Raw genomic sequence first — 21,170 nt, 5'->3', positions numbered from 1 at the left:
GCGAATAGAGCCGGTTTGGAAGCCCCTGGTCGCTCGACCGTCCGCAGCGAGCCGCGGGGCCCTCAGCCCGCGGGGGCTTTCAACAGGAGGTCGTCGGCGCTGTTGTCCACTCCCCAGGTCAGTAACCACGCACGACATCGTCAATACCGACTCGCCTCCGCCCGATACGCTCTGCCGAACCGAACGCTCTTGTCGGTCGCCCCCCCAGAGCGCGCCGTGGTATCGATACCCGGGACCGGGGAGTACGGGGTCGAGGTCTCCATCAGCGACCGCGCCGTCGAGGACCTGCTGACGACGACGCCGGCCGACGTGGCGGCCGCCCCGGAACTCAGCTTCGCCCGGAACGTCTTCCTCCCGCTGACGACCGCCTGTCGGTACACCTGCACCTACTGCACCTACTACGACCCGCCCGGGGAGGCGAGCCTCATGTCGCCCGCCGAAATCCGCGAGACCGTCGAACGCGGCGCCCGCGCGGGGTGCACGGAGGCGCTGTTCACGTTCGGTGACGACCCGGACGAGCGCTACGACGCGATCCATGCCCGGCTCCGCGAGTACGGTCACGACTCCATCCACTCGTATCTCCGGGAGGCCTGCGAGATTGCGCTGGACGCCGGCCTCCTCCCGCACTCGAATCCGGGCGACCAGACCCGCGAGGAGATGGCCGCCGTCGCCGACGTGAACGCCTCGATGGGGACCATGCTCGAGACGACCGCGGACGTGCGCGCCCATGGCGGGCCCCGCGCGAAGAATCCCGGGCAGCGGCTCCGGACCATCCGAACCGCCGGGGAGCTCGGGGTGCCGTTCACGACCGGCATCCTGGTCGGTATCGGCGAGAGCCGGCGCGACCGTGCGGTCTCGCTGCTCGCCATCCGGGAGTTACACGAGCAGTACGGCCACGTCCAGGAGGTCATCGTCCAGCCCGTGAGCGAGAACGAGCGCTGGCGGGGCGGCGAACCGTCGCTCGACGAGTTGCGCGAGGCGGTCGCCATGGCGCGTGCGTGCCTGCCGCCGGAGGTGAGCGTGCAGGCGCCGCCGAATCTCGCGCCCGTCCGGGAACTGCTCGACTGCGGCATCGACGACCTCGGCGGCGTCTCCCCCGTCACGGTCGACCACGTCAACCCGGACTACGCGTGGCCCGAACTGCGCGAACTGGAGGCCATCGCCACCGACGCTGGCGTCCCGCTCCGCGAGCGGCTGCCGGTGTACGAGCGGTTCCTCGAGGACGGCGGTCGGGCGTGGGTCGCACCGCCCGTCCGGCGGGCCCTCCGTGCCGACGATGACGCCGGCGCGCGCTACCGGGCGGTACTCGGTGGGGACGCGCCGGGCGTGGCGGGGGACTGAGCGTCACCCCCGTGTGTGCCAGCGGCCGGGGGACGGGTCCGCTCAGTCGTCGGCGCTGGCGGCCTCGCCCGAGGGGTCGCGCTCGGCCGGGCGCAGGAGTGGCGTGCCGTCGGCCTGAGGGCCCAGTTCGGGTCCGTGGGTCCCCTCGTCCGGGAGTCGGCGTCGCTGTTCGTAGTCCGTCGAGCGCTCCACCGGGACGCGCCCGACTGCCCGAACCATCCGCGCGTACTCGTCGAACGAGCGGAACTCCCCGTGGCCGCCGCCCGCGCGCTTGGTTATCTCTTCGGAGAGGATGGTGCCCATGAAGTCGTCCGCACCACACGAGAGCATCTTCAGACCCTGCTCGTCGCCGTACTTCACCCAGGAGGACTGGATGTGGTCGACGTTGTCGAGGTAGAGCCGCGAGACCGCGATCATCAGTTCGTCCTCGGTCGTGGTCGCACCTCCATCGACGACGCCGCGCTCGTACAGCGGCGTCGTCTCGTGGACGAACGAGAGGGGGACGAACTCCGTGATAGCGCCGGTCCGGTCCTGGAGGTCCCGGATGCGGTCCAGATGCAGGGCGCGGTGGGCCTCGTTCTCGACGTGGCCGTACATGATGGTCGCGGTCGTCGGCAACCCGGCGTCGGCGGCCGCCTCCATCGCGTCGAGCCAGTCGTCCGTGCCGATCTTGCCGGGGCAGATGACGTCCCGGACCTCGTCGACGAGTATCTCGGCCGCCGTTCCGGGGACCGAATCGAGGCCCGAGTCGCGCAGGCGGCGGTAGGTCTCGCGGTAGGAGCGGTCGGTCCCGCGCTTCGCGTGATAGGCCTCCTCCGGTGTCATCGAGTGGAGGTGCGCCCCGTCGACGGACATCGCGCGCATCTGCTCGACGTACGTGCCGGGGTCGGTCGCGTACCGCTCCGGGGGCTTGTAGTTCACCTCGCTCGCCGGGTCGTCGTACGAGGCGAGCGCCTCGTGGTGGTCCGCGTCCAGCGCGAACGCCGGATGGAGCCCGGAGACGGAGGTCACCTCGTAGATGCCCCGTTCGAGCGCGTCCCGGACGGCTGCGCGGGACTCGGCGGGCGTCTTGGTGAAGCCCGCGTGCTCAACGCCGCTGTCGGCCTCGAAGTTCGCCGCGGTGTCCTTGAAGTTGCAGAACAGACAGCCCGTATTGCACGCCGTGGTGACGTTGTTGTTGAGGTTGGCGACGAAGGTCACCTCGTCGCCGACGAGCTCGGCCCGGCGGCGGTCCGCGGCCTCGAGGACGAGCTCCTTGCGGGCGTGGTCGATGCCGTCCGTCGCGGTGCCCGTGGTGAGGAGTTCGATGGCATCGTCGACATCGAGGCGTTCGCCCGCGCGGGCCGTCGCGAGCGCGTTCTCGAACGACTGGTCCGTGACCGGCTGGTGGTCGAACCCGAACCGGCCACGGGGGACGCCCGTGTCGGCGGGCGCCTCGAACGTGTCCATGCCCCACCCTCCCATGCGGAGGTACAAATGCACAACGGGTGCCGGCCATCCGGGTGTGGCTCTCGGGGGAGGGATTCACGCCCCGGGGATGAACGCCAGCACGTCGAACGTCTCCAGGGCCATCCAGACGATGAAGCCGACGTAGATGAGCAGGAGCACGTACGACTCCATCGTCGAGAGCTTGAGGTCCGTCCGGAGGAAGCCGAAGACGATGACGGTGGCCACCGTCAGGAAGCCCATCAACGGGACGGCGACGCCGAAGTTGATGGGAACCGCGCCGACCAGCAATACGCCGACCGGAACCGCCACCAGCAGGTCGAAGATGTTGCTTCCGAGGACGTTCGCCAGGGAGGTCTCGCCGCGGCCGTCCCGCGCCGCGCGGACCGAGACCAGCGTGTCCGGCAGCGACGTCCCCGCGGCGATGACGGTCAGCCCCCAGAGGAACGATGGCGTCTCGAACAGGTCCCCGAAGCCGACCGCCGAGTGGACCAGCCCCTCGACCGCGACCGCGATGATGGCGAGGCTGAGTGCCATGAGGCCCCACTGCTTCGGGACGTTCATGTCGTCGGGTTCGGGTGCGTCGAAGTCGGTGGTGTCCTGGTACTGCGTGAAGACGTAGACGCAGTACAGGAGCACGGGGATGACCGCCAGCGGCCGGGTGACGGTGCCGACGAGTCGGTCGTCGGGGACGGGGTAGTAGATGACCGCCAGCGCGAACATGATGACGACCGCCGACACGGCGACCATGTAGAACTGGGCCTCCTTGTAGACGATGTCCCGTGATGCGGACACCTCGTCGGAGAAGATTCCCGACGCCGCCGGGATGACCAGCAGGTTGAACGTCGCGGAGCCGACGACGGCGCTCACGCCGAGGTCGAACTCGCCGGCGCCGAGGGGCGGCGGCGCCGTGCTCAGGATGACGCTCACCAGCTCCGGGAACGAGGAGCCGATGGCGACGACGACAGCGCCCTGTACCACCGGCGGGAGGCCGTAGTGGCTGGAGAGGTTCTGGGCGGCCGACTCGAGGATATCGCTCCCCTTCCAGACGGCCACGGTGGCGACGATGGCGATGCCGAGCAACTCCGCGACTTCCACCAGCATCGCCCGGTGGTTGCGGTGGGGGGGCAAAAACTTCGGGGGTGTCCGGCGTCCGCTGCCGTCAGCACAGCCTGGTTCGCTCAGCTACCGGTTCATGTTGCCGAATTCGGCGCTACTGCACGGTAGTCGGTTTCCGCCAGTAACCTTATCCCGAGTGGTGCGGTATGCGGGGGCATGAGCGGAAGCGACCCGGCGGAGCACGAGCGCCTGGAGGTGTGGTGCGCGGGCGAGGACTGGTGTCCCATCACGTCGACCGCCACCATCCTCGGGCGGAAGTGGCACCCCGTCATCATCCATCGGCTGCTGCAGGAGGGGCCGCTCGGATTCAACGCGCTGAAGGAGGCGGTCGACGGCGTCTCCTCGAAGGTCCTCTCGGACTCGCTGGAGGACCTGGAGGAGCACGGGCTCGTCGCTCGGGAGATCGTGAGCGAGAAGCCGTTCCGCGTGGAGTACTCGCTGACCGAGCGCGGGCGCTCGCTGGAGCCCATCATCGTCGCGATGCGGGACTGGGGTCAGGAGTACCTCGCCGCGCCGGCCGACGCCTGACCCCCCGACGCCCCCGCCGGTACGGCCCGCCACGGGGCGAACGCTCTTGCCGGGCGGCGGCGTACACGCTGCCAATGTCGACGGAGGTCATCGAGCAGGGCGAGTGCGACGCCGAGGAACTACTCGCGAGCATCGAGGACGGGACCCGCGTCGTCGTCCGGACAGAGTCGTTCGGGGGCGAGCACGACGTGACGCTCCGGTTCGACGGGGAGACCTACTACTGCGACACACCGACCCGGCTCCACAAGCACGACGACCGTGACGAGATGCTGAAGTGCATCCGGAAGTACGGCTACTGCGAGACGTAGAGAGAAGTCCTGAAAAGGCTTCATATTGGCTGTGTCTGGCTATTTTCCGAGAAAGTGTGGGTATGGCAGATTTCATCCGTGAATTTGGATAATATCGCCATCATCCAGGAAGCCCCGACGGGCTCGACCGTCCGGGGCTCGCTGCGCGCTTCCCTCGCTCCCGTTGGTCGCTCGGTCCAGTGCTTGCGTCGCCCGGGCCGGGTCGAGCCCGTCGCCCCTTCCATTCCCACCCGTGGATAGTTTGCCGCACGGAGCGGTGGCCCTGCCCTTCCCCAGTTCACGCGGGCCTCGCTGCTCGCGGCTGCCGCCGCTCGCGGGGGCGCGGAGCGCCCCACACCGCTCGGCCACGCGGCTCACGGCCGGGTAGCGGTTGGTCGGGCGGCCGGTTCCGTGAACAGGAAGCGCGCGAGCGCCACCCGTGGCGAACCGCGAACGTAGTGAGCGTGTTCGCCGACATCCGACGGTGCTCGCGCGGGGAGGTGTGGGGGTACTAGCACTCCGACGGAACCACCACGCCTGAACGCTCGGTGCCACAGGCAACGGGGCGGGACTGAAAGGGGCCGCCCGCTCGACGAAGCACGACGACGCAAGCACCGCAGCGAACGAAGTGAGCGAGGAGCGCAGCGAGTCGCGCGAGTCGAGCGGGCGGGGGCTTTCGAGGTGATTCCGTCGTGGCTGTCGCAATCGTGGCTGTCGCAATCGTGGCTGTCGCAATCGTGGCGAGAGCGTGAGTGGCCGTTCGAGGTGAGTCTGCGGTCGCCGCGACCGTGCACCCCTTAGCCATCCTCGGCTTTGTGGGGCGGCAAGACCTGCCAGTTTTAGTGCCCACCCCGACAGGGAACGACCATGGTCGTCGGAGACATCTCCACCGGAACGGACCTCCTCGTCGTGGGCGCGGGCCCGGGCGGCTACGTGGCCGCCATCCGCGCCGCCCAGGAGGGCATCGACACGACGCTCGTCGAGAAAGAGGCGTACGGCGGCACCTGCCTCAACGAGGGCTGTATCCCTTCGAAGGCGTACATCACGGCCGCCGACCTCGCCGACGAGGCCGGTAGCGCCGAGGACATGGGCATCCACGCCGACCCCGCCGTGGACATGGCCCGGCTGAAGGGCTGGAAGGACGAGGTGGTCGACCAGCTCACGGGCGGCGTCGAGAAGCTCTGCAAGGCGAACGGCGTCAATCTCGTCGAGGGGCGCGCGGAGTTCGCGAGCGAGAACAAGGTCCGGGTCGCCCACCAGGGCGAGGGCCAGGGCTCCGAGTCCGTCGAGTTCGAACACGCGATCATCGCCACCGGCTCGCGCCCGACGGCGGTCCCGTTCGACTTCGACGGCGAGCACGTCATCTCCTCGACGGGCGCGCTGGCGCTCGACGAGGTGCCGGACCGCCTGCTCGTCGTCGGGGCCGGCTACATCGGGATGGAGCTGTCGACGACGTTCGCGAAGCTCGGCGCGGACGTGACCGTCGTCGAGATGCTGAACTCGGCGCTCCCGGGCTACGAGGACGACATCTCGCGGGTGGTCCGCAAGCGCGCCGAGGAGTTCGGCGTCGAGTTCCGCTTCGGCGAGGCTGCCGACTCCTGGCAGGAGACGCCGACCGGCCTCCGGGTCACGACCGTCGACGAGGACGACACGGAGACGGAGTTCGACACGGACCTCGTCCTGCAGGCGGTCGGGCGCGAGCCCGTGACGGACACGATGAACCTGGAGGCGCTGGGCATCGAGACGGACGACCGCGGCTTCATCCCGACCGACGACCAGTGCCGGACGGCGGTCGACCACGTGTTCGCTATCGGCGACGTGGCCGGCGAGCCGATGCTGGCACACAAGGCCTCCAAAGAGGGTGAGGTGGCCGCCGAGGTCGTCGCCGGCGAACCCGCGGGGCTGGACTACCAGGCGATGCCGGCGGCCGTCTTCACCGACCCCGAAATCGCGACGGTCGGCATGACCGAGGCCGAGGCCGAGGAGGCCGGCTTCGAGCCCGTCGTCGGGCAGATGCCGATGAACGCCTCCGGCCGCGCGCTCACGCTGAACGACCCCGAGGGGTTCGTCCGCGTCGTCGCCGACGAGGAGAGCGAGTTCATCCTCGGTGCGCAGATCGTCGCGCCCGAGGCATCGGAACTCATCGCGGAGTTCGCGCTCGCCATCGAGATGGGCGCCCGACTGGAGGACGTCGCCTCGACGGTCCACACGCACCCGACGCTGGCCGAGGCGTCGATGGAGGCCGTGATGAACGCGCGCGGCGAGGCTATCCACACGCTGAATCGCTGAACTGGCGTTTTCCCGGCTGCGGATTCGCGCAGCGCAAAAGCCTCAATCGATGAGACCGTACCCACGCCGGAACAGCGCCACGTTCGCCGCGACGACCGCAATCGTCAGCCCCGTCAGCACGACCAGCGAGGCGTTGGGGTCCACGTCGGCGTAGCCGAGGAAGCCGTAGCGGACGCCGTTGACCATGTATATCATCGGGTTCAGCAGCGACAGCGTCCGATACAGCGGCGGGAGCACGTCCAGCGAGTAGAAGACGCCGCCGAAGAACACGAGCGGCCGGAGGATGAACTGGTTGAGGACCGTCAGGTAGTCGAAGTCCTCGGCCCAGAGGCCGCCCATCACGCCGAAGGAGGCGAACAGGGTCGTGACGACCAGCATGAACGCCACGAGGTAGAACGGCCGCTCGATGGGGACGAACGCCCGGTCGATGGCGAACGGGAGGAACACGAGGCCGACGCCGACGATGATGAAGCCGACCATCAGCCCCCGGAGCATCGACGCGAGCGTGTAGGCCGCGACCTGCTCGCGGTACGACAGCGGCGAGGTGAGTACCTCGTGGATGTAGTCGTTCCATCTGCCGTGGAAGATGGAGAACGCGCTGTTCTCGAAGGCGTTGGAGATGGCGCCAAGCACGACGAGGCCGGGGAGGATGAAGAGGATGTAGTCGAAGCCGGCGATTTTGTCGATGCGCCCGCCGAGCACGACGCCGAAGACGGCGAAGTAGAGGATGTTCGTGATGGCGGGCGGGAGGAACGTGTTGCGCGGGCGCCGGACGAACCGGAGTATCTCCCGCTTCAGCAGCGACCGGAAGCCGACGCCGCGGGCGCTCGTCGAGGTCGTCCCGGTGGTGACGCCGACCCCTCCGTCGGTCCGCGGGCCGCCGTCGTCCTCAGTCATCGGTCCCCCCGGTCGCGGCGGCGACCTCGCGCCCGGCGTCGTGGCCGTTCTCGCTCTCGTCCGCCCCTTTCTTCCCGTCGAGTCTGGTCATGGCGACGAACACCTCCTCCAGCGAGGCCCGCCGGATGTCGATGTCCTCGACGCGGTGGCCCGCCGACTCGAGCGTCCGCATCAGGTCGGGCGCCACGCGGCCGCCGCCCGCGGCCGTCACGGAGAGGCCGTCGCCGTCGAGGGTGGCATCCTGCACGCCGTCGATGGCCAGTACGTCCTCCGGAACCGTCGCGGGCCGGTCGGCCAGCGTCAGGCGGACCGTGTCGGTCCCCCGCGCCCGGAGTTCGTCCGGCGTCGCCACCTCGACCCGGCGCCCCTCGTCCATGATGGCGACGCGGTCACAGAGCCGTTCGGCCTCCTCGATGTAGTGGGTGGTCAGGAGGATGGTCGTCCCGCCGGCGTTGAGCCGCTCGATGAGCTCCCACAGGTCCCGCCGCAGTTCGACGTCCACGCCGGCCGTCGGCTCGTCGAGGATGAGCAGGTCCGGGTCCGTCACGAGCGCGCGGGCGAGGAGGAAGCGCCGCTTCATCCCGCCCGACAGCCAGTCGAAGCGGGTGTCGCGCTTGTCGTAGATGCCGACGGTGCGGAGCGCCTCGTCCGCGCGCTCGGAGGCCTCGGCCGGCGGGACGCCGTGGTAGCCCGCCTTGTGTTCGAGCACCTCGCGGATGGGGAAGAAGCGGTCGACGTTGAACTCCTGCGGGGCGAGGCCGATGCGGTTGCGCGCCTCGCGGTAGTCGGCCTCGACGTCGTGGCCGAACACCTCGGCGGTCCCGCCCGTCGCCCGCGCGAGGCCGACCAGCGTGTTGATGAAGGTCGTCTTGCCGGCGCCGTTGGGTCCGAGCAGGCCGAAGAACTCCCCCTGCTCCACCTCCAGCGAGAGGCCGTCCAGCGCCCGGACATCACCGTAGTCCTTCACGAGGTCCTCGGTCCGGATGGCCAGGGTCATTACCGAATGGAGGCCACGAAGCCGGTTAAGCGGCCCGGAAACGGCGTCTCGGGGTGTGGTGTGACACCGGGTGACGGGACGCCGATACGTTTCAACGCCCGTCGTGTGACGGCAGCGGGCCTACGCCGGTGTCATCACAGGATGGGGTATGCACGACGACAGGGACGGCATCGCTCGCCGCTCGGTCCTCCGGACGGCCGGCACGCTGGTCGGTCTCGGGGTTGCGGGCTCGGCGGCGGCCGACCACGGCGGCGGAACGAGTGGCGGCCCCAGGCCAGCCTGTGGCAGCGCCGACAACGCCTCGCCCCGGCCCGGGCCGAGCGTCCTCTACGACAGCCCGGCGGTGGCCCCGCAGTTCGAGAACGGCGAGGGCTGGGAGGCCGACCCGCTCCTCGTCTCGGGTGCGACCGGCTACGAGGACGGCGAGTTCCGCTACCAGGACTGGGTCTACGACGACCACGGCGCCGACACCAGTCCCACCCGAACCCCGCCGACGGCCCAGCCCTCGAACACGGTGTACGGGGGCGCGACCGGCGACTACGTCTACCCCACCGACGACGAGGTCTACCGCCACAACGCCGCCGACCTGCTCGAGGTCCGCTGCCGGGTCGTCGACGCGCCGGCCGACAGCGACCGCGACGAGGAGGTCGCCTACCGGATCACGCTGAACACGATGGTCGAACCGGACGCCGCCATCGTCGCACTCGGTATCGACACCGGCGCGGACAACGTCACCATCAGCGGCAACGACGGGGCGGTCGAGGACTGGGGATACGGCCTGGGCGACCTGGGCGCACCCGTCGAGCACCGCGTCGTGACCTGGGGGACCGGCGCCGAACTCGACGGGGAGCCGCTGGCCGACGACCGCGTCTCCGTCGACACGGAGCGCAACCAGCTCGAGGTCCGGGTCCCCATCGAACCGCCCGCGACCGACGGCAGCGGCGTCGGTGGCGGTGGCGAGAGCGGCGCCGCCTGGCGCCACTACTGCGTCACGGGCATCCACGACGGTGACGGCGCGTTCGCGCCCGTGGCGAACCGCCCCTCGGCCGACCAGCCCGGCGGCGCGAACGGAAGCGATGCGCCGCCCGTGTTCAATGTCGGGTTCCGCAGTCCCGACCAGGAGCCGATGGGGGCGCCCCAGCTCGACGAGGACACCGACCCGAGTGACCTGCTCGGCGAGGTGGCGGAGACACAGCTCAACGGCTCGCGTGCGGTCGGGTTCGGTCACTGGCGCGAGCACGGGCAGGCCAAGGCGCTCGCCGACCGGCTGCTCCTCCCGTTCCACGCCGACATCGACTTCGCGAAGCTCCGCGATGGCGTAACCGAGGTCGACGTGCCGACCGAGGGGTTCGTCGACCGGCTGTACGCCTCCCGCGTCGACCTCGCGGGACTCGACTCGGGGACTGGGGCGGGTCCGTACGAGTACGGCGAGGGCGTCGAGGACCGGACCGGGAACACCGACCAGTCGGTCGCCGGCCGGGACCTGGAGCTGGCCAGTGCCGGTCACGAGGACGTCCTTTCCGGACGCGTCCAGCCGTACTCGGTGTACGTGCCAACCGACTACGACCCCGGCGAGGGCGCGCCCCTGCACGTCAATCCGCACTCGCTCTCCGGGACGTACAACCAGTACGAGGTGTACTCGCCGGACCTCATCCAGGAGCTGGGCGAGGAGCGGGACGCGATGATACTGACACCCGAAGCGCGCGGCCCGGGCCAGTGGTACCACGACGCCGCCGAACTCGCCGTCTTCGAGGCGTGGGCCGACCTCCGCGCGCGCTACACGGTCGACGAGGACCGGGTCACCGTCGGCGGCTACTCGATGGGCGGGTACGCCACCTACCGGTTCGCCTCGCACTACCCGGACCTGTTCGCGAAGGGGTTCGCCACCGTCGGCCCGCCGGACGAGGACCCTGTCGGCGGCCCGACCGACGACATCGTCGGCAGCCGCCACAACGTGATGCAGGTCAGCGACAACCTGCGGCACGTCCCGCTGCTCATGTGGAACGGCGCGAACGACGAACTCGTCCCGGTGACCGGCCCGGTCAACTACGCACAGCAACTGCGCGACCACGGCTATCCACACGAGCTCGACGTGTTCCCGGGCTACGACCACTTCCTCTTCGCCGTCCGCGACAACTGGGAGCGGGGCAAGCGGTTCCTCGACGGGGCGTTCCTCGGTGACGGGACCGTCGCGCGTGCCCCCGAACGCGTGACCTACCGCGCGGTGCCCGCGATGGACGCGGTGGCGCCCGACCTTCGTGACCTGGGGCTGGTCCACGACGGGGCGTACTGGGTCCACGACATCACGCCCCGCGAGGATGCCGACTCGGGTCTCGTCGACGCCGTCTCCCGAGCCGAGGGCTACGCCGAGCCGCTGACCGAGGACTTCCGTGGCGTCGGCCGGGCCCCCGACCCGCACCTGAAGCGCGGGACCCGCGTCCTCGGACGACCGGACGCGGGCGCCGGCGCGAACGAACTCGACGTGACTCTGGCGGGCGCGGGCGAGGCCACACTGTACGTCGAGGAGGCCGGCCTCGACCCCACGCAGCCCCTGACGCTCGTCGTCGAGAGCGACGGGCCCGCGACGCTGACGCTCATGGGCTCGTTCGGCGAGCGGGCGGTCGAGGTCGAGGCGGGCACGACCGAACGGACGCTCCGGCTCTGTGCCCGCCGGCAGGACGGGCCGGGTGGCCGCGACGAGAACGCCTCTGACGACGGCGACCTCCCGGTCGAGCCGCCCGGGGTGCCGTCGGAGCAGGGGACGAGCGACACGGCCGACGGTTCGGCTGACGGCTCACCGGACGGCGGTGACGGCGGCCTGCTCGGCACCGGCCTGTTCTGACGACTTGAACGCCCCCGCTTCCCCGGTGGAAACGACTTCCGGCTGGTACCACACCCGTTGCCATGGACGGGACCGACGACGGGGAGCCACGAGGGACACGACGCGACGTACTGCGCTCGGCGGGCCTGCTGACGGGGGCCGGGCTGACCGGGCTCGGGCAGGCGGCGCCGCCGGGCGGGATTCTCGGCGAGCCACCGTTCGGTCCGCCGGTCGACCAGCCGCCGACCTGCGGCGACGGCGACGCGACACCACCGCGTCCCGGCCCCGACTTCCTCTACGACGACAACCCGACGCCGCCCCAGCTCCAGAACACGGGCGGTTGGGTGGCGGACCCGCTCATGGTCTCGGGCACGGAGGGGTACGACGACGGGGAGTACCTCTACCAGGACTTCGTCTACGACGACCACGGCGCGGATACCTCACCCGGGCCGACGCCGCCGAACCCACGTCCGGACGCGACGTACGGGGCGGCGACCGGCGACGTGGTCTACCCGGCCGACCACGCCACGTATCGGGACAACGCCGCCGACCTGCTGGAGTTCCGCTGTCGGCCGGTCGGTAGCGACGGTGAGGGCGAGGCGGTGCCCGGTATCGCGTACCGGCTCACGCTCCAGACGATGGCCGAGCCCGACGCCGCGGCGGTTGCCATCGGCATCGACACGGGGAGCGGGGAGCGGACGGACTGGGGCCACGGCCTCGGCGACCTCGGCGCGGGCGTCGACCACGTGCTGGCGGTGTCGGGCGACGAGGCGACACTCGACGGCTCCGCCGACGGCGTTCGCTCCGTGTCCGTCGATGTGGAGCGCTCCCAGTTGGAGGTCGTCGTCGACCTCGACCCCGGCGCGGCGAGGTGGACACACTACTGCGTCACGGGCGTCCGCGACGGGGCCGCCGACGGCATCCGGTTCGCGCCGGTGGCCGCGCAGCCGACGGCCGACCAGCCTGGCGGTGCGAACGGGCAGGACGTTCCGCCCGTGTTCAACGTGGGGTTCCGGTTCGACGAGCCGCTGGGTGCGCTGAACGAGGAACCAGAGGAACTGGAGCGTGAACTCGAACAGCAACGGGAGGCCGTCGGCTCCCGAACGCTCGGCTACGGCAATCGCCGCGACCACGCGCAGGCGAAGGCGCTGGCCGACCGCGACATCTCCGAGTTCGGCGCCGACGTGGACTTCGCGCGGCTCCGGGGCGGTACCGTCGACCGGCGTGTCCCCGAGACGGGGTTCATGTGTCGGCTGTACGGCTCGGCGTTCGACCTCGGGACGACGGACCGCTTCGATTCGAGCGAGGGCCTCGACGCGGACGAGCCCATCTACCTCGGGCAGGTCCAGCCGTACGCGGTGTACGTCCCCTCGAACTACGACCCCGCGGACCCGGAGCCGACGCCGTTGTGGCTCGATTGTCACTCCCGGAGCGCCTGCTACACCCAGTACGCGACGTACTCGCCCGACCAGCTCCGACAACTCGGCGAGGAGAACGGTACCATCGTCCTCACGCCGGAGGCGCGCGGTCCGACCGGCTGGTACCAGCAGGAGGCCGAGGTCGACGTGTTCGAGGCGTGGCGCGACCTCCGCAATCGGTACGCCGTCGACGAGGACCGCGTGTTCCTCGGCGGCTACTCGATGGGCGGCTACGCCACCTACAAATACGGCGCGCAGTACCCGGACCTGTTCGCGAAGGCGTTCGCGGTCGTCGGGCCGCCGGGCGAGGACGTGCTCGCGGGCCCGACCGACGGGAACCTGAAGGCCAACGACGGCGCCTCGGCCGACCCCGAGAACACGATGCGAATCACGGACAACCTCCGGCACGTCCCGCTCCTGATGTGGAACGGGTCGAACGACGAACTCGTGCCGCTGCCGGGCGTCATCAACTACGAGCAGGACCTCCGCGAGCACGGCTACCGCCACGAACTCGGTGTCTTCCCCGGGTACGAGCACTTCACCTTCGCCATCCGCGACGACTGGGGCCCCGGCGCCGACTTCTTCGCCGGTGACTACCTCGGTGCGCCCACCGTCACCCGGAACCCGGCGCGCGTGACCTACCGTGCGGTCCCGGACTTCGACCACGACCTCGGCGGGAACGCGCCCGAACTCGTCCACGACGGCGCGTACTGGGTGCAGGAGATCACGCCGCGCGGCAGCGGCGACAGCGTGGAGGGCCTCGTCGATGCCGTCTCGCACGCCGACGGCTACGGTGACCCCGTCGCCGAGGACTTCCGCGGGCCCGGCACCGAGCCCGCGCCGCACACGAAGCGGGGGACGCGCTGGGGCGCGCCGCTCGACGTCTCCGCCGCGCGGAACGCGCTTGACGTGACGCTGGAGGGCGTCGATTCGGCGACCGTTTTCGTCGAGGCCGCCGGCCTCGACCCGGCGCGACGACTCACCGTGACCGTCGAGAGCGACGGCTCGTCGACGCTGGTGCTGAAGGGCTCGTTCGGGAAGCGAGCGGTCGAAGTCGAGGCTGGGACGACCGAGACGACGGTCACCCTCTGCGGCAGCGAGTAACCGTCACCGCGGAGAAGCGGCCGCTCGACGTGCGTGTCGTGGGCGCCGGCGGCGTGCGAACGCCGCCGGTCAGCCCGTGAGCCAGTCCCGCAGACGGGCCAGCGGTCCCCGGTTCCGGGACTCCGCCGCCGGTCGCCCGTCGATGATTGACTCGTACTGGTCGATGACCCGCTGAACGCGGTCGTGGCTGCGGTCCAGTTCGGCCTCCAGTTCGGCGACCCGTGCGCGCAGGTGACGCTGGCGGTCCTCCGGGGGCCCTGTCGCTGGGTCCCGGTGTGCGGTCGCGGTCGGTTCCTCGTCGTCGTGCCCCCATCCGTCCCCAGCGGCCTCGGGGGAGCGTGACGCCATCCGCTCGTGGGTATGGTACGAGCTGACAAGAATGCCCGTCAGACACGCGACGGACGGCTGGCAGCCACCGTTTCCGACGGGTCGAGGTCAGAAGAGGTCCCGCAGGCGGTCCCAGAACGACCGCGACTCCAGCGACTCGACGCGGGCCTCCAGCGAGCCGACGCGGTCGCGCTGGGCCCGCAGTTCGCGGTCGAGGAACTCCGCCCATTCCTCGGCGTTCTCGAGGTCCTCGCGTGCCGCCTTCAGGTCGGCCTCGCGCTCGGCGAGCGCCTGCTCTCGGCGGTCGAGTCGGTGGCGCAGGCGGGCGATCTCCTCGTTGCGCTCGGCGAGGACGGCCTCCTTGCGTGCGAGCTCGGACTCCAGGTTCGCGACCCGGGCGCGCAGTCGCGTGCGCTCGTCGGTCGGTCGCTGCTCCTCGAGGCCCGTCGTCCGGACGAACTGCGTCTCGGACTCGGGGTCGGTCTCGGTCGAGGCCATGCGGGGTCGCGGGCACCCCTGTTACAAGTACCCACGGGCTCCGTCTGACGCCCGTCGGCGCTCCGCACGCCATCGTTTCCGGTGGAACGTCCGCCGTGACGGTGACGGGTGGCGAGGCACGTTCAGAACAGACGCTTCAGCCGTGCAAGCAGGCCCTCCGCGTCCCCGCTTCCGCCGGCCGCGACCGACTCGCCCGCGAGGTGTGCGAGGATATCGTCCGTGTCGTTCGGGACGGGTTCGGGGTCGGCGCCCGCTTTCGCGGCTGCGTCGGGGTCCTTCAGGAGGTGGCCGGTCGTCAGGCAGACCACGTCCTCGCCGGCGTCGACCTCGCCCTGTCGGCGGAGTTTGCGCAGGCCCGCGACCGACGCGGCCGATGCGGGTTCGACGCCGACCCCCTCGCGCGCGAGGTCGCGCTGGGCCGTCGTGATCTCCTCGTCGCTCACCGCGACCGCGGTGCCGCCCGTCTCGCGGATGCCGGGGAGCGCCTTCGGTGCGTTGACCGGATTGCCGATGCGGATGGCCGTCGCGATGGTCTCGACGTCGTCCCAGCGGCGGGTGTCATCGAGGCCCTCCTCGATGGCCTCGACCATCGGCGCCGCGCCCTCGGCCTGCACGCCCGTCAGTCTGGGCACGTCGCCGGGGGCGAGGTCGCCGCTCCGAACCATCTCGCGGAAGCACTTGTACAGTGCCGCCGTGTTGCCGGCGTTGCCGACCGGCAGGCAGATGCGGTCGGGGAAGCGGCCGTGGTCCTCGTAGAACTCCTCGAGTATCTCGAGGCCGATGGTCTTCTGTCCCTCCAGCCGGAAGGGGTTGAGCGAGTTGAGCAGATACGCCTCGCCGCGGTCGGCCAGGTCCTGCACGCGGTCGAGGCACGCGTCGAAGTTCCCCTCGACCTCCAGGATGCGCGCGTCGTGGAGCGCGGCCTGCGCGATCTTGCCGGCGGCGACCTTTCCGGCCGGCAGGAGCACCAGCGTCTCCAGGTCCGCGCGGCCGCCGTACGCAGCGAGCGCTGCCGAGGTGTTCCCGGTCGAGGCACAGGCGAGCCGGTCCACGCCCAGGCGCTCGGCGACCTTCACGCCGACGGTCATCCCGCGGTCCTTGAAGCTCCCCGTCGGGTTCATGCCCTCGTGTTTGATGCGGAGGTTGCGCACCCCGAGGTCGTCTTCGAGGCGTGGGACGCGGTGGAGCGGTGTGCCGCCCTCCGGGAGCGTCACGCCCTCCGGGAAGGGGAGTGCGGCGCTGTAGCGCCATACCGACTTCGGCCCCTCGAACTCGTCGAAGCCCGGGTACGAGTCGTAGCGGGCCTCCAGCAGCGCTCCGCAGTCCGGACAGGTGTAGATGATGTCGTCGAACGGCGCGTGCGTCTCGCCACAGTCGATGCAGGCCAGCCAGACGCCGTCCGTGGTGACATCGGGGACCTCGGGTTCGGCCGGGAGCGACAGGTCGGTCATGCTCGAGGTTGGGCGGCACGCGTGGAAAAACCGATTGGTACCGGCGGCCGCGATTCCCGCTGAGGCTCCCTCGCCGCTGACCCGGCGACGGGCTACTTGTTCCGTGCTCCTGCATTGACCGTTCAGTTAAATGCCCGGTGGGTCACGGCACCAATTACACGGTCAATCAACATTGGCGATAGTATGTATCATGGACCGCACACGCGTCCGGACGATGGCAACAGCAACGATAACCGCACTCGTGGCGCTCGGGCTCCTTGCGAGTCCGGCCGCTGCTGCGGGTGACGATGGCGGCCTCGGGATCGGTGACGGGCTCGGTATCGCCGACGGTGGCGATACCGGCGGCGTCGCTGACGGTGTGGTGAACGTCGACGGCGGTGCCGACGGCGTGAGCGTCGAGGTCGCCGGCGGTGGCGGAACCAGCCAGGGCGGTGCGGACGGCGGCGTGACGGTCGCGGCCGGCCCATCCGGCGGCAGCGGTGAGGGCGGCGTCTCCGTCAGTGGCGGCCCGGTCGCGGCTAACGCCGGCGGTGGCGCCGGTGTCGACGCCGAGGCCCAGGAGGGCACCCTCGGTGGCGGTGGTAACGTCTCCGTGGCCGGCAACACCGTCGGCGGCTCCATCGAGTGTACGGTCCCGCCGGAGGGCGCGTCGAACCCCTGCGAGACGACGACCGAGAGCCCCGGTGGCGGCGGTGTCCCCGGGCTGCCGGGCGACGACCTGCCGACTCCGCCCGAGGGTCCCGGCCTCCCTGGTGACGACCTGCCGGAGCTTCCCGGTCTCCCGAGCCTGCCCGGCCCCAGCCTCCCGGCCTGAACCGAGCGACTACCGACCGACTCCGATTCTTCCGACCGCTCGCTCCGTAGCGACAGCTCTGGTCACGCTACTCTCCGTCCAGCGCGAGCGACGCGAGCAACGCCTCCAGCTGGATCTGCTCGTTGGCACCCGCGGTGATGCGGTAGTCGGCCTCACCGACCCGGTCCATCAGCCGGACCGCGGCCTCGTCGTCGATGTCGAACTCCCAGACCGAGCGGTGGAGCTGGTCGATGATGTCACCGCCCGCGATACCCGATTCCGTCAGCAGTTCGTCGAGTTTCGAGCGCGCGGCGGTGAAGTCGCCGTCGAGCGCACGCTGGACCATCCCGTTGATCTCCTCCGGACGCGCGGTCGAGGTGATGGCGTAGACGGCCTCCTCGTCGACGGCCTCGCCCATCACGGCCGCGGCCTGCAGCCCGTTGATGGCCTTGCGCATGTCCCCACCCGCGGCGTAGACGAGCGCGTCGAGTCCGGCCTCCGTGAGTTCGATGTCCTCGTTCGTGGCGATCTGGCGGATCTGGGCCTCGACCGCGTCGTCACCCAGCGGCGAGAAGCGGAAGACGGCACACCGGGACTGGATGGGGTCGATGATCTGCGAGGAGTAGTTACACGAGAGGATGAAGCGCGTGTTGTTGGAGAACTGCTCCATCGTCCGGCGGAGCGCTCCTTGCGCGTCAGAGGTGAGCGCGTCCGCTTCATCGAGGAAAATAACCCGGTAGTCGTAGCCGCCGAACGACGCGCGCGCGAAGCTCTTGATGCGGTCCCGGACCACGTCGATGCCGCGCTGGTCGCTGGCGTTCAGCTCGAGGAAGTTCTCCCGCCAGTCCTCCTCGCCGTAGATCTCCTTGGCGATGGCTACCGAGGCGGTGGTTTTGCCCACGCCTGCTGGCCCTGCAAAAAGTAAATGGGGCAAATCTTGCCGGTTAATGTAGGATTTGAGCCGCTCGACGATGGTGTCCTGCCCGACGATGTCGTCCAGCGACTGGGGGCGGTACTTCTCGATCCAGACCTCCCGGCCGCGCTCGGACGCCGCGGGCGCGTCGGCGGCGGGCTCCCCGGGTTCGCTCATACCTGACCCTCGCCGGCCCTCGACTTCAATTGCCCGAGCGAGGCGCGACAATCCACGGGCCGGGCGCGCGTGGCCGAACGAAGTGAGTCCCGCGCCCCCCGGGGAAGGGCAGGGCGACGCGCTCGGGACACGAACCACGTTCCTGGCGGACTCGAAGGGCGAGCGCCCTCGGCCCGGTGAGACGAAGTAAGCACGCGAGCGGAGCGAGCGCGCGCGGTTCGAGAGACGCCGGGAGCGTCTCTCGTCATCACGAAAGGCGGCGTTGCCGCCTTTCGGACGACAGCGAGTCGCAACCGGTCGAGAGTGCGAGGGCTTCGGTAGCGCCCTCTCTGTTGCTCAAAACTGGCGGATAAGTTCAGAAAATCTGTTATTATATAGGAAAACGCCTATTTGGGTTATATCCTGGGTTGTATTGCGTACTCTAAGCGACCTTCTCCTTCCCGTCCCACTCGGCGGAGTTATCCTGGGGTTCGTAGCCGAGGGCCTCTTTCGCCCGCTCCAGCGAGTAGTACTTGCGGTCGTTGTCCGAGATGCCGTAGACGATCTCGTAGCCGTAGTCGGCTTCCAGCGCGCACGCGTGCAGGTGCGCGCAGTCGGGATAGGAGAGCCACATCGCCTGCCCGCGCTCGTAGTCGATGGGGGGGTGCCCCTCGGTGAGGTTGCCGATACGGATACAGCAGACGGAGAGGTCGTGCTCGTCGTGGTAGAAGCGCCCCAGGGTCTCGCCCGCCGCCTTGGAGACGCCGTAGAAGTTGCCGGGGCGGGGGAGTTCGGTGCCGTCGAGGCGGAAGTCGTCCTCGGGCTGGTAGAGGTCCGGCTTGCGCTCGGTCTCGAAGTGGCCGACGGCGTGGTTGGAGGAGGCGTAGACGAACTTCTCGACGCCGGCCTCGAGCGCGGCGTCGAACATCACCTTCGTCCCGTGGATGTTGTTCTCCAGCACCGAGTCCCACGGTGCGTCGGGACGGGGGTCGCCGGCGAGGTGGATGACTGCGCCGACGCCCTTGCAGGCCTCCCGTGCGTCCTCGGGTTCGGTGATCTCGCCGACCATGTAGGGGTGGTCCGGCTCCTCGGCCGGCGGGTTGTGATAGAGGAGGCGCCAGTCGTACTCGTCGCCGATACCGTCCAGGATTGCGCCACCGACGTACCCCCCGGCGCCGGTCAGCAGCACGGTGTCGTCCATTCGGTCAGGTCGAAGCGTGGCCGGAGTAAGTATCGTGTGGTTGTCGTCCGCGCCGTCGCTACTGCGTGCCGACGACGCCCGCTACAGGTCCGCCCCGACCGCGTCCGCGACGGAGTCGAAACCGTCGCGCTCCAGCAACTCGAGCAGGCCACGGTTGATGTCACGCGCCAGCGTCGGCCCCTCGTAGACGAGCCCGGTGTACAACTGAACCACGCGTGCGCCTGCGCGAATCTTCGCGTAGGCGCCCTCGGCCGAGGCGACGCCACCGACGCCGACGACCGGGACGTCCGTGCGCTCGGCGACGAAGCGGACCGTCTCGGTGGCGTGGCGTTCGAGTGGCGCGCCGGAGAGGCCGCCGTCCTCGCTCGCGTCCGGGGAGTGCAGCGAGGCCGGACGCCGGGTCGTCGTGTTGGTCGCGACGATGCCGTCGAGGTCCAGGTCGTTCACCACGTGGATGGCGTCCTCGATGGCTCCCTCGCCCAGGTCCGGGGAGAGCTTCACGAGCAGTGGGTCGGCGCCCGCGTCCCGGAGCGTCCCGAGGATGCTCGCGAGGCGGTCGCGGTTCTGCAGGTCCCGCAGGCCGGGCGTGTTGGGGCTGGAGACGTTGACGACGAAGAAGTCCGCGTCCGAGACGCGCTCGTACGTGTACAGGTAGTCGTCCTCGGCCGTCTCCAGCGGCGCGGATTTGGACTTGCCGATGTTGACGCCTACCGGGACGTCCAGCGCGGCCGCGTGCTCGGAGACGCGCGGGCCGATGGCGTCGGCGCCGTCGTTGTTGAAGCCCATGCGATTGATGATGGCGTGGTCCTCGGGCAGGCGGAACATCCGCGGCCGGGGGTTGCCCGCCTGCCGTTCGGCGGTGACGCCGCCGACCTCGACGTGGCCGAAGCCGAGCGCCGCCAACGCGGGTGCGACGTGGGCGTTCTTGTCGAACCCCGCGGCGACGCCGACCGGCGAGGGGAACGATTGGCCGAACGCCTCGACCGAGAGGCGGTCGTCGTCGACGACCAGCCGGTCCCGGAGGAGCGATTCGACTGGCGTCCCTTGGATGGCGGCGAGACTGTGGATTCCGACCCCGTGGGCTGTCTCCGTCGGGAGCGAGAAGAGGAGCGGCTTCACGATGTCGTAGAGCGAGAGTCCCATCGGTCGTTGGGCAGCGTGGCGCGAGAATAAGCGCGGCGGTCCGCGTCGGTTCGGTGGCGTGACTCAGAACTCGTGTTCGACCTCGTCCGGGTCGGCCTTCTGGATGATAATCTTCCCGTCGCGCACGCGGACGAACACTTCGTCGCCGATCTCCATCCCGGCGACGGCAAGTTCGTCCTCGTGCAGATTGACGTGGACGTTGTGGTACTCCCCGTTCTCGTCCTTCGCGCCACTCGGAGAGAGCTTCTTCTTGCGAACCATCGAGTACGTGGGCCAAGTTCACCACACGGCATACATAAGTGTACCGTGCCCCGTCCCCGAATCCGGCTTCCTCCGGTCGAGTGGCGGACCTTCTCTCGCGTGCTCGCGCGCGTGCGCTATCGAGGATGGAGCGGGACCCTCGCGAGTGTCACGGGGCAGGGTCGACGCAGCGACCTGACA

The 21,170-nt window shown here is 69.9% G+C and carries 18 protein-coding genes; 7 read left to right on the top strand and 11 right to left on the bottom strand.

Annotation, left to right across the window (positions count from 1 at the left end; all coding sequences use genetic code 11):
• Positions 1-216 precede the first annotated feature (216 nt).
• Positions 217-1,341: a 7,8-didemethyl-8-hydroxy-5-deazariboflavin synthase subunit CofG gene (gene cofG, locus NL115_RS06080; RefSeq protein ID WP_254832295.1), complete on the top strand. Its 1,125-nt coding sequence runs from the start codon at positions 217-219 to the stop codon at positions 1,339-1,341.
• Between the two features lie 42 nt (positions 1,342-1,383).
• Here the strand turns inward: cofG and cofH are convergent, their stop codons facing one another.
• Positions 1,384-2,790, bottom strand: coding sequence for a 7,8-didemethyl-8-hydroxy-5-deazariboflavin synthase subunit CofH (gene cofH / locus NL115_RS06075; RefSeq protein ID WP_254832294.1), 1,407 nt, complete (start codon positions 2,788-2,790; stop codon positions 1,384-1,386).
• Positions 2,791-2,865: 75 nt separating this feature from the next.
• Entirely contained in the window at positions 2,866-3,891 is a 1,026-nt protein-coding gene (locus tag NL115_RS06070) for a sodium:calcium antiporter (protein ID WP_254832293.1), read from the bottom strand.
• A gap of 171 nt (positions 3,892-4,062) precedes the next feature.
• On the opposite strand from NL115_RS06070, the gene NL115_RS06065 reads away from it, so the two are divergent.
• From NL115_RS06065 to lpdA, 3 genes are all read left to right on the top strand, one after another.
• Complete coding sequence (locus NL115_RS06065) at positions 4,063-4,434, top strand: winged helix-turn-helix transcriptional regulator (RefSeq protein ID WP_254832292.1); 372 nt, start codon at positions 4,063-4,065, stop codon at positions 4,432-4,434.
• Between the two features lie 74 nt (positions 4,435-4,508).
• Positions 4,509-4,742, top strand: a complete 234-nt coding sequence (locus NL115_RS06060) for a DUF8001 family protein (protein ID WP_254832291.1) — start codon at positions 4,509-4,511, stop codon at positions 4,740-4,742.
• An 846-nt stretch (positions 4,743-5,588) separates the two neighbouring features.
• Positions 5,589-7,010, top strand: a complete 1,422-nt coding sequence (gene lpdA / locus NL115_RS06055; RefSeq protein WP_254832290.1) for a dihydrolipoyl dehydrogenase — start codon at positions 5,589-5,591, stop codon at positions 7,008-7,010.
• Between the two features lie 42 nt (positions 7,011-7,052).
• On the opposite strand, the gene NL115_RS06050 is transcribed toward lpdA, so the two are convergent.
• Both NL115_RS06050 and NL115_RS06045 read right to left on the bottom strand, forming a co-directional pair.
• Complete coding sequence (locus NL115_RS06050; protein WP_254832289.1) at positions 7,053-7,907, bottom strand: ABC transporter permease; 855 nt, start codon at positions 7,905-7,907, stop codon at positions 7,053-7,055.
• Positions 7,900-8,904, bottom strand: a complete 1,005-nt coding sequence (locus NL115_RS06045; RefSeq protein ID WP_254832288.1) for an ABC transporter ATP-binding protein — start codon at positions 8,902-8,904, stop codon at positions 7,900-7,902. Before NL115_RS06045 ends, NL115_RS06050 begins: the two co-directional genes overlap by 8 nt.
• Before the next feature lie 148 nt (positions 8,905-9,052).
• On the opposite strand from NL115_RS06045, the gene NL115_RS06040 reads away from it, so the two are divergent.
• The gene (locus NL115_RS06040; protein ID WP_254832287.1) at positions 9,053-11,746 is read left to right on the top strand and encodes a prolyl oligopeptidase family serine peptidase; all 2,694 of its coding nucleotides are present in this window, start codon (positions 9,053-9,055) and stop codon (positions 11,744-11,746) included.
• Between the two features lie 62 nt (positions 11,747-11,808).
• Entirely contained in the window at positions 11,809-14,247 is a 2,439-nt protein-coding gene (locus tag NL115_RS06035) for a carboxylesterase family protein (RefSeq protein WP_254832286.1), read from the top strand.
• A 69-nt stretch (positions 14,248-14,316) separates the two neighbouring features.
• Here NL115_RS06035 and NL115_RS06030 read toward each other — a convergent pair whose 3' ends face one another.
• The 3 genes from NL115_RS06030 to thrC all read right to left on the bottom strand — a co-directional run bounded on the left by NL115_RS06030 (position 14,317) and on the right by thrC (position 16,523).
• Positions 14,317-14,595, bottom strand: coding sequence for a hypothetical protein (locus tag NL115_RS06030; RefSeq protein WP_254832285.1), 279 nt, complete (start codon positions 14,593-14,595; stop codon positions 14,317-14,319).
• Positions 14,596-14,682: 87 nt separating this feature from the next.
• Complete coding sequence (locus NL115_RS06025) at positions 14,683-15,072, bottom strand: hypothetical protein (RefSeq protein WP_254832284.1); 390 nt, start codon at positions 15,070-15,072, stop codon at positions 14,683-14,685.
• Between the two features lie 122 nt (positions 15,073-15,194).
• Entirely contained in the window at positions 15,195-16,523 is a 1,329-nt protein-coding gene (gene thrC, locus NL115_RS06020; protein WP_254832283.1) for a threonine synthase, read from the bottom strand.
• 190 nt (positions 16,524-16,713) lie between these two features.
• Here thrC and NL115_RS06015 point away from each other — a divergent pair, with 190 nt between their 5' ends.
• Positions 16,714-17,337 carry a hypothetical protein gene (locus NL115_RS06015; protein ID WP_254832282.1) on the top strand — a complete coding sequence of 208 codons (624 nt, stop codon included), beginning with the start codon at positions 16,714-16,716 and terminating at the stop codon, positions 17,335-17,337.
• A 67-nt stretch (positions 17,338-17,404) separates the two neighbouring features.
• On the opposite strand, the gene NL115_RS06010 is transcribed toward NL115_RS06015, so the two are convergent.
• The 4 genes from NL115_RS06010 to NL115_RS05995 all read right to left on the bottom strand — a co-directional run bounded on the left by NL115_RS06010 (position 17,405) and on the right by NL115_RS05995 (position 20,990).
• The gene (locus NL115_RS06010; RefSeq protein ID WP_254832281.1) at positions 17,405-18,406 is read right to left on the bottom strand and encodes a replication factor C small subunit; all 1,002 of its coding nucleotides are present in this window, start codon (positions 18,404-18,406) and stop codon (positions 17,405-17,407) included.
• Between the two features lie 421 nt (positions 18,407-18,827).
• Positions 18,828-19,586: an NAD-dependent glucose-6-phosphate dehydrogenase Azf gene (gene azf, locus NL115_RS06005; RefSeq protein ID WP_254832280.1), complete on the bottom strand. Its 759-nt coding sequence runs from the start codon at positions 19,584-19,586 to the stop codon at positions 18,828-18,830.
• Between the two features lie 81 nt (positions 19,587-19,667).
• The gene (locus NL115_RS06000) at positions 19,668-20,729 is read right to left on the bottom strand and encodes a quinone-dependent dihydroorotate dehydrogenase (protein ID WP_254832279.1); all 1,062 of its coding nucleotides are present in this window, start codon (positions 20,727-20,729) and stop codon (positions 19,668-19,670) included.
• Positions 20,730-20,792: 63 nt separating this feature from the next.
• Complete coding sequence (locus tag NL115_RS05995) at positions 20,793-20,990, bottom strand: hypothetical protein (RefSeq protein WP_254823863.1); 198 nt, start codon at positions 20,988-20,990, stop codon at positions 20,793-20,795.
• Positions 20,991-21,170: the final 180 nt, after the last annotated feature.

Source organism: Haloglomus salinum (genome assembly GCF_024298825.1).
Lineage (GTDB): Archaea > Halobacteriota > Halobacteria > Halobacteriales > Haloarculaceae > Haloglomus > Haloglomus salinum.
This window is presented reverse-complemented; position numbering and strand designations above follow the sequence as displayed.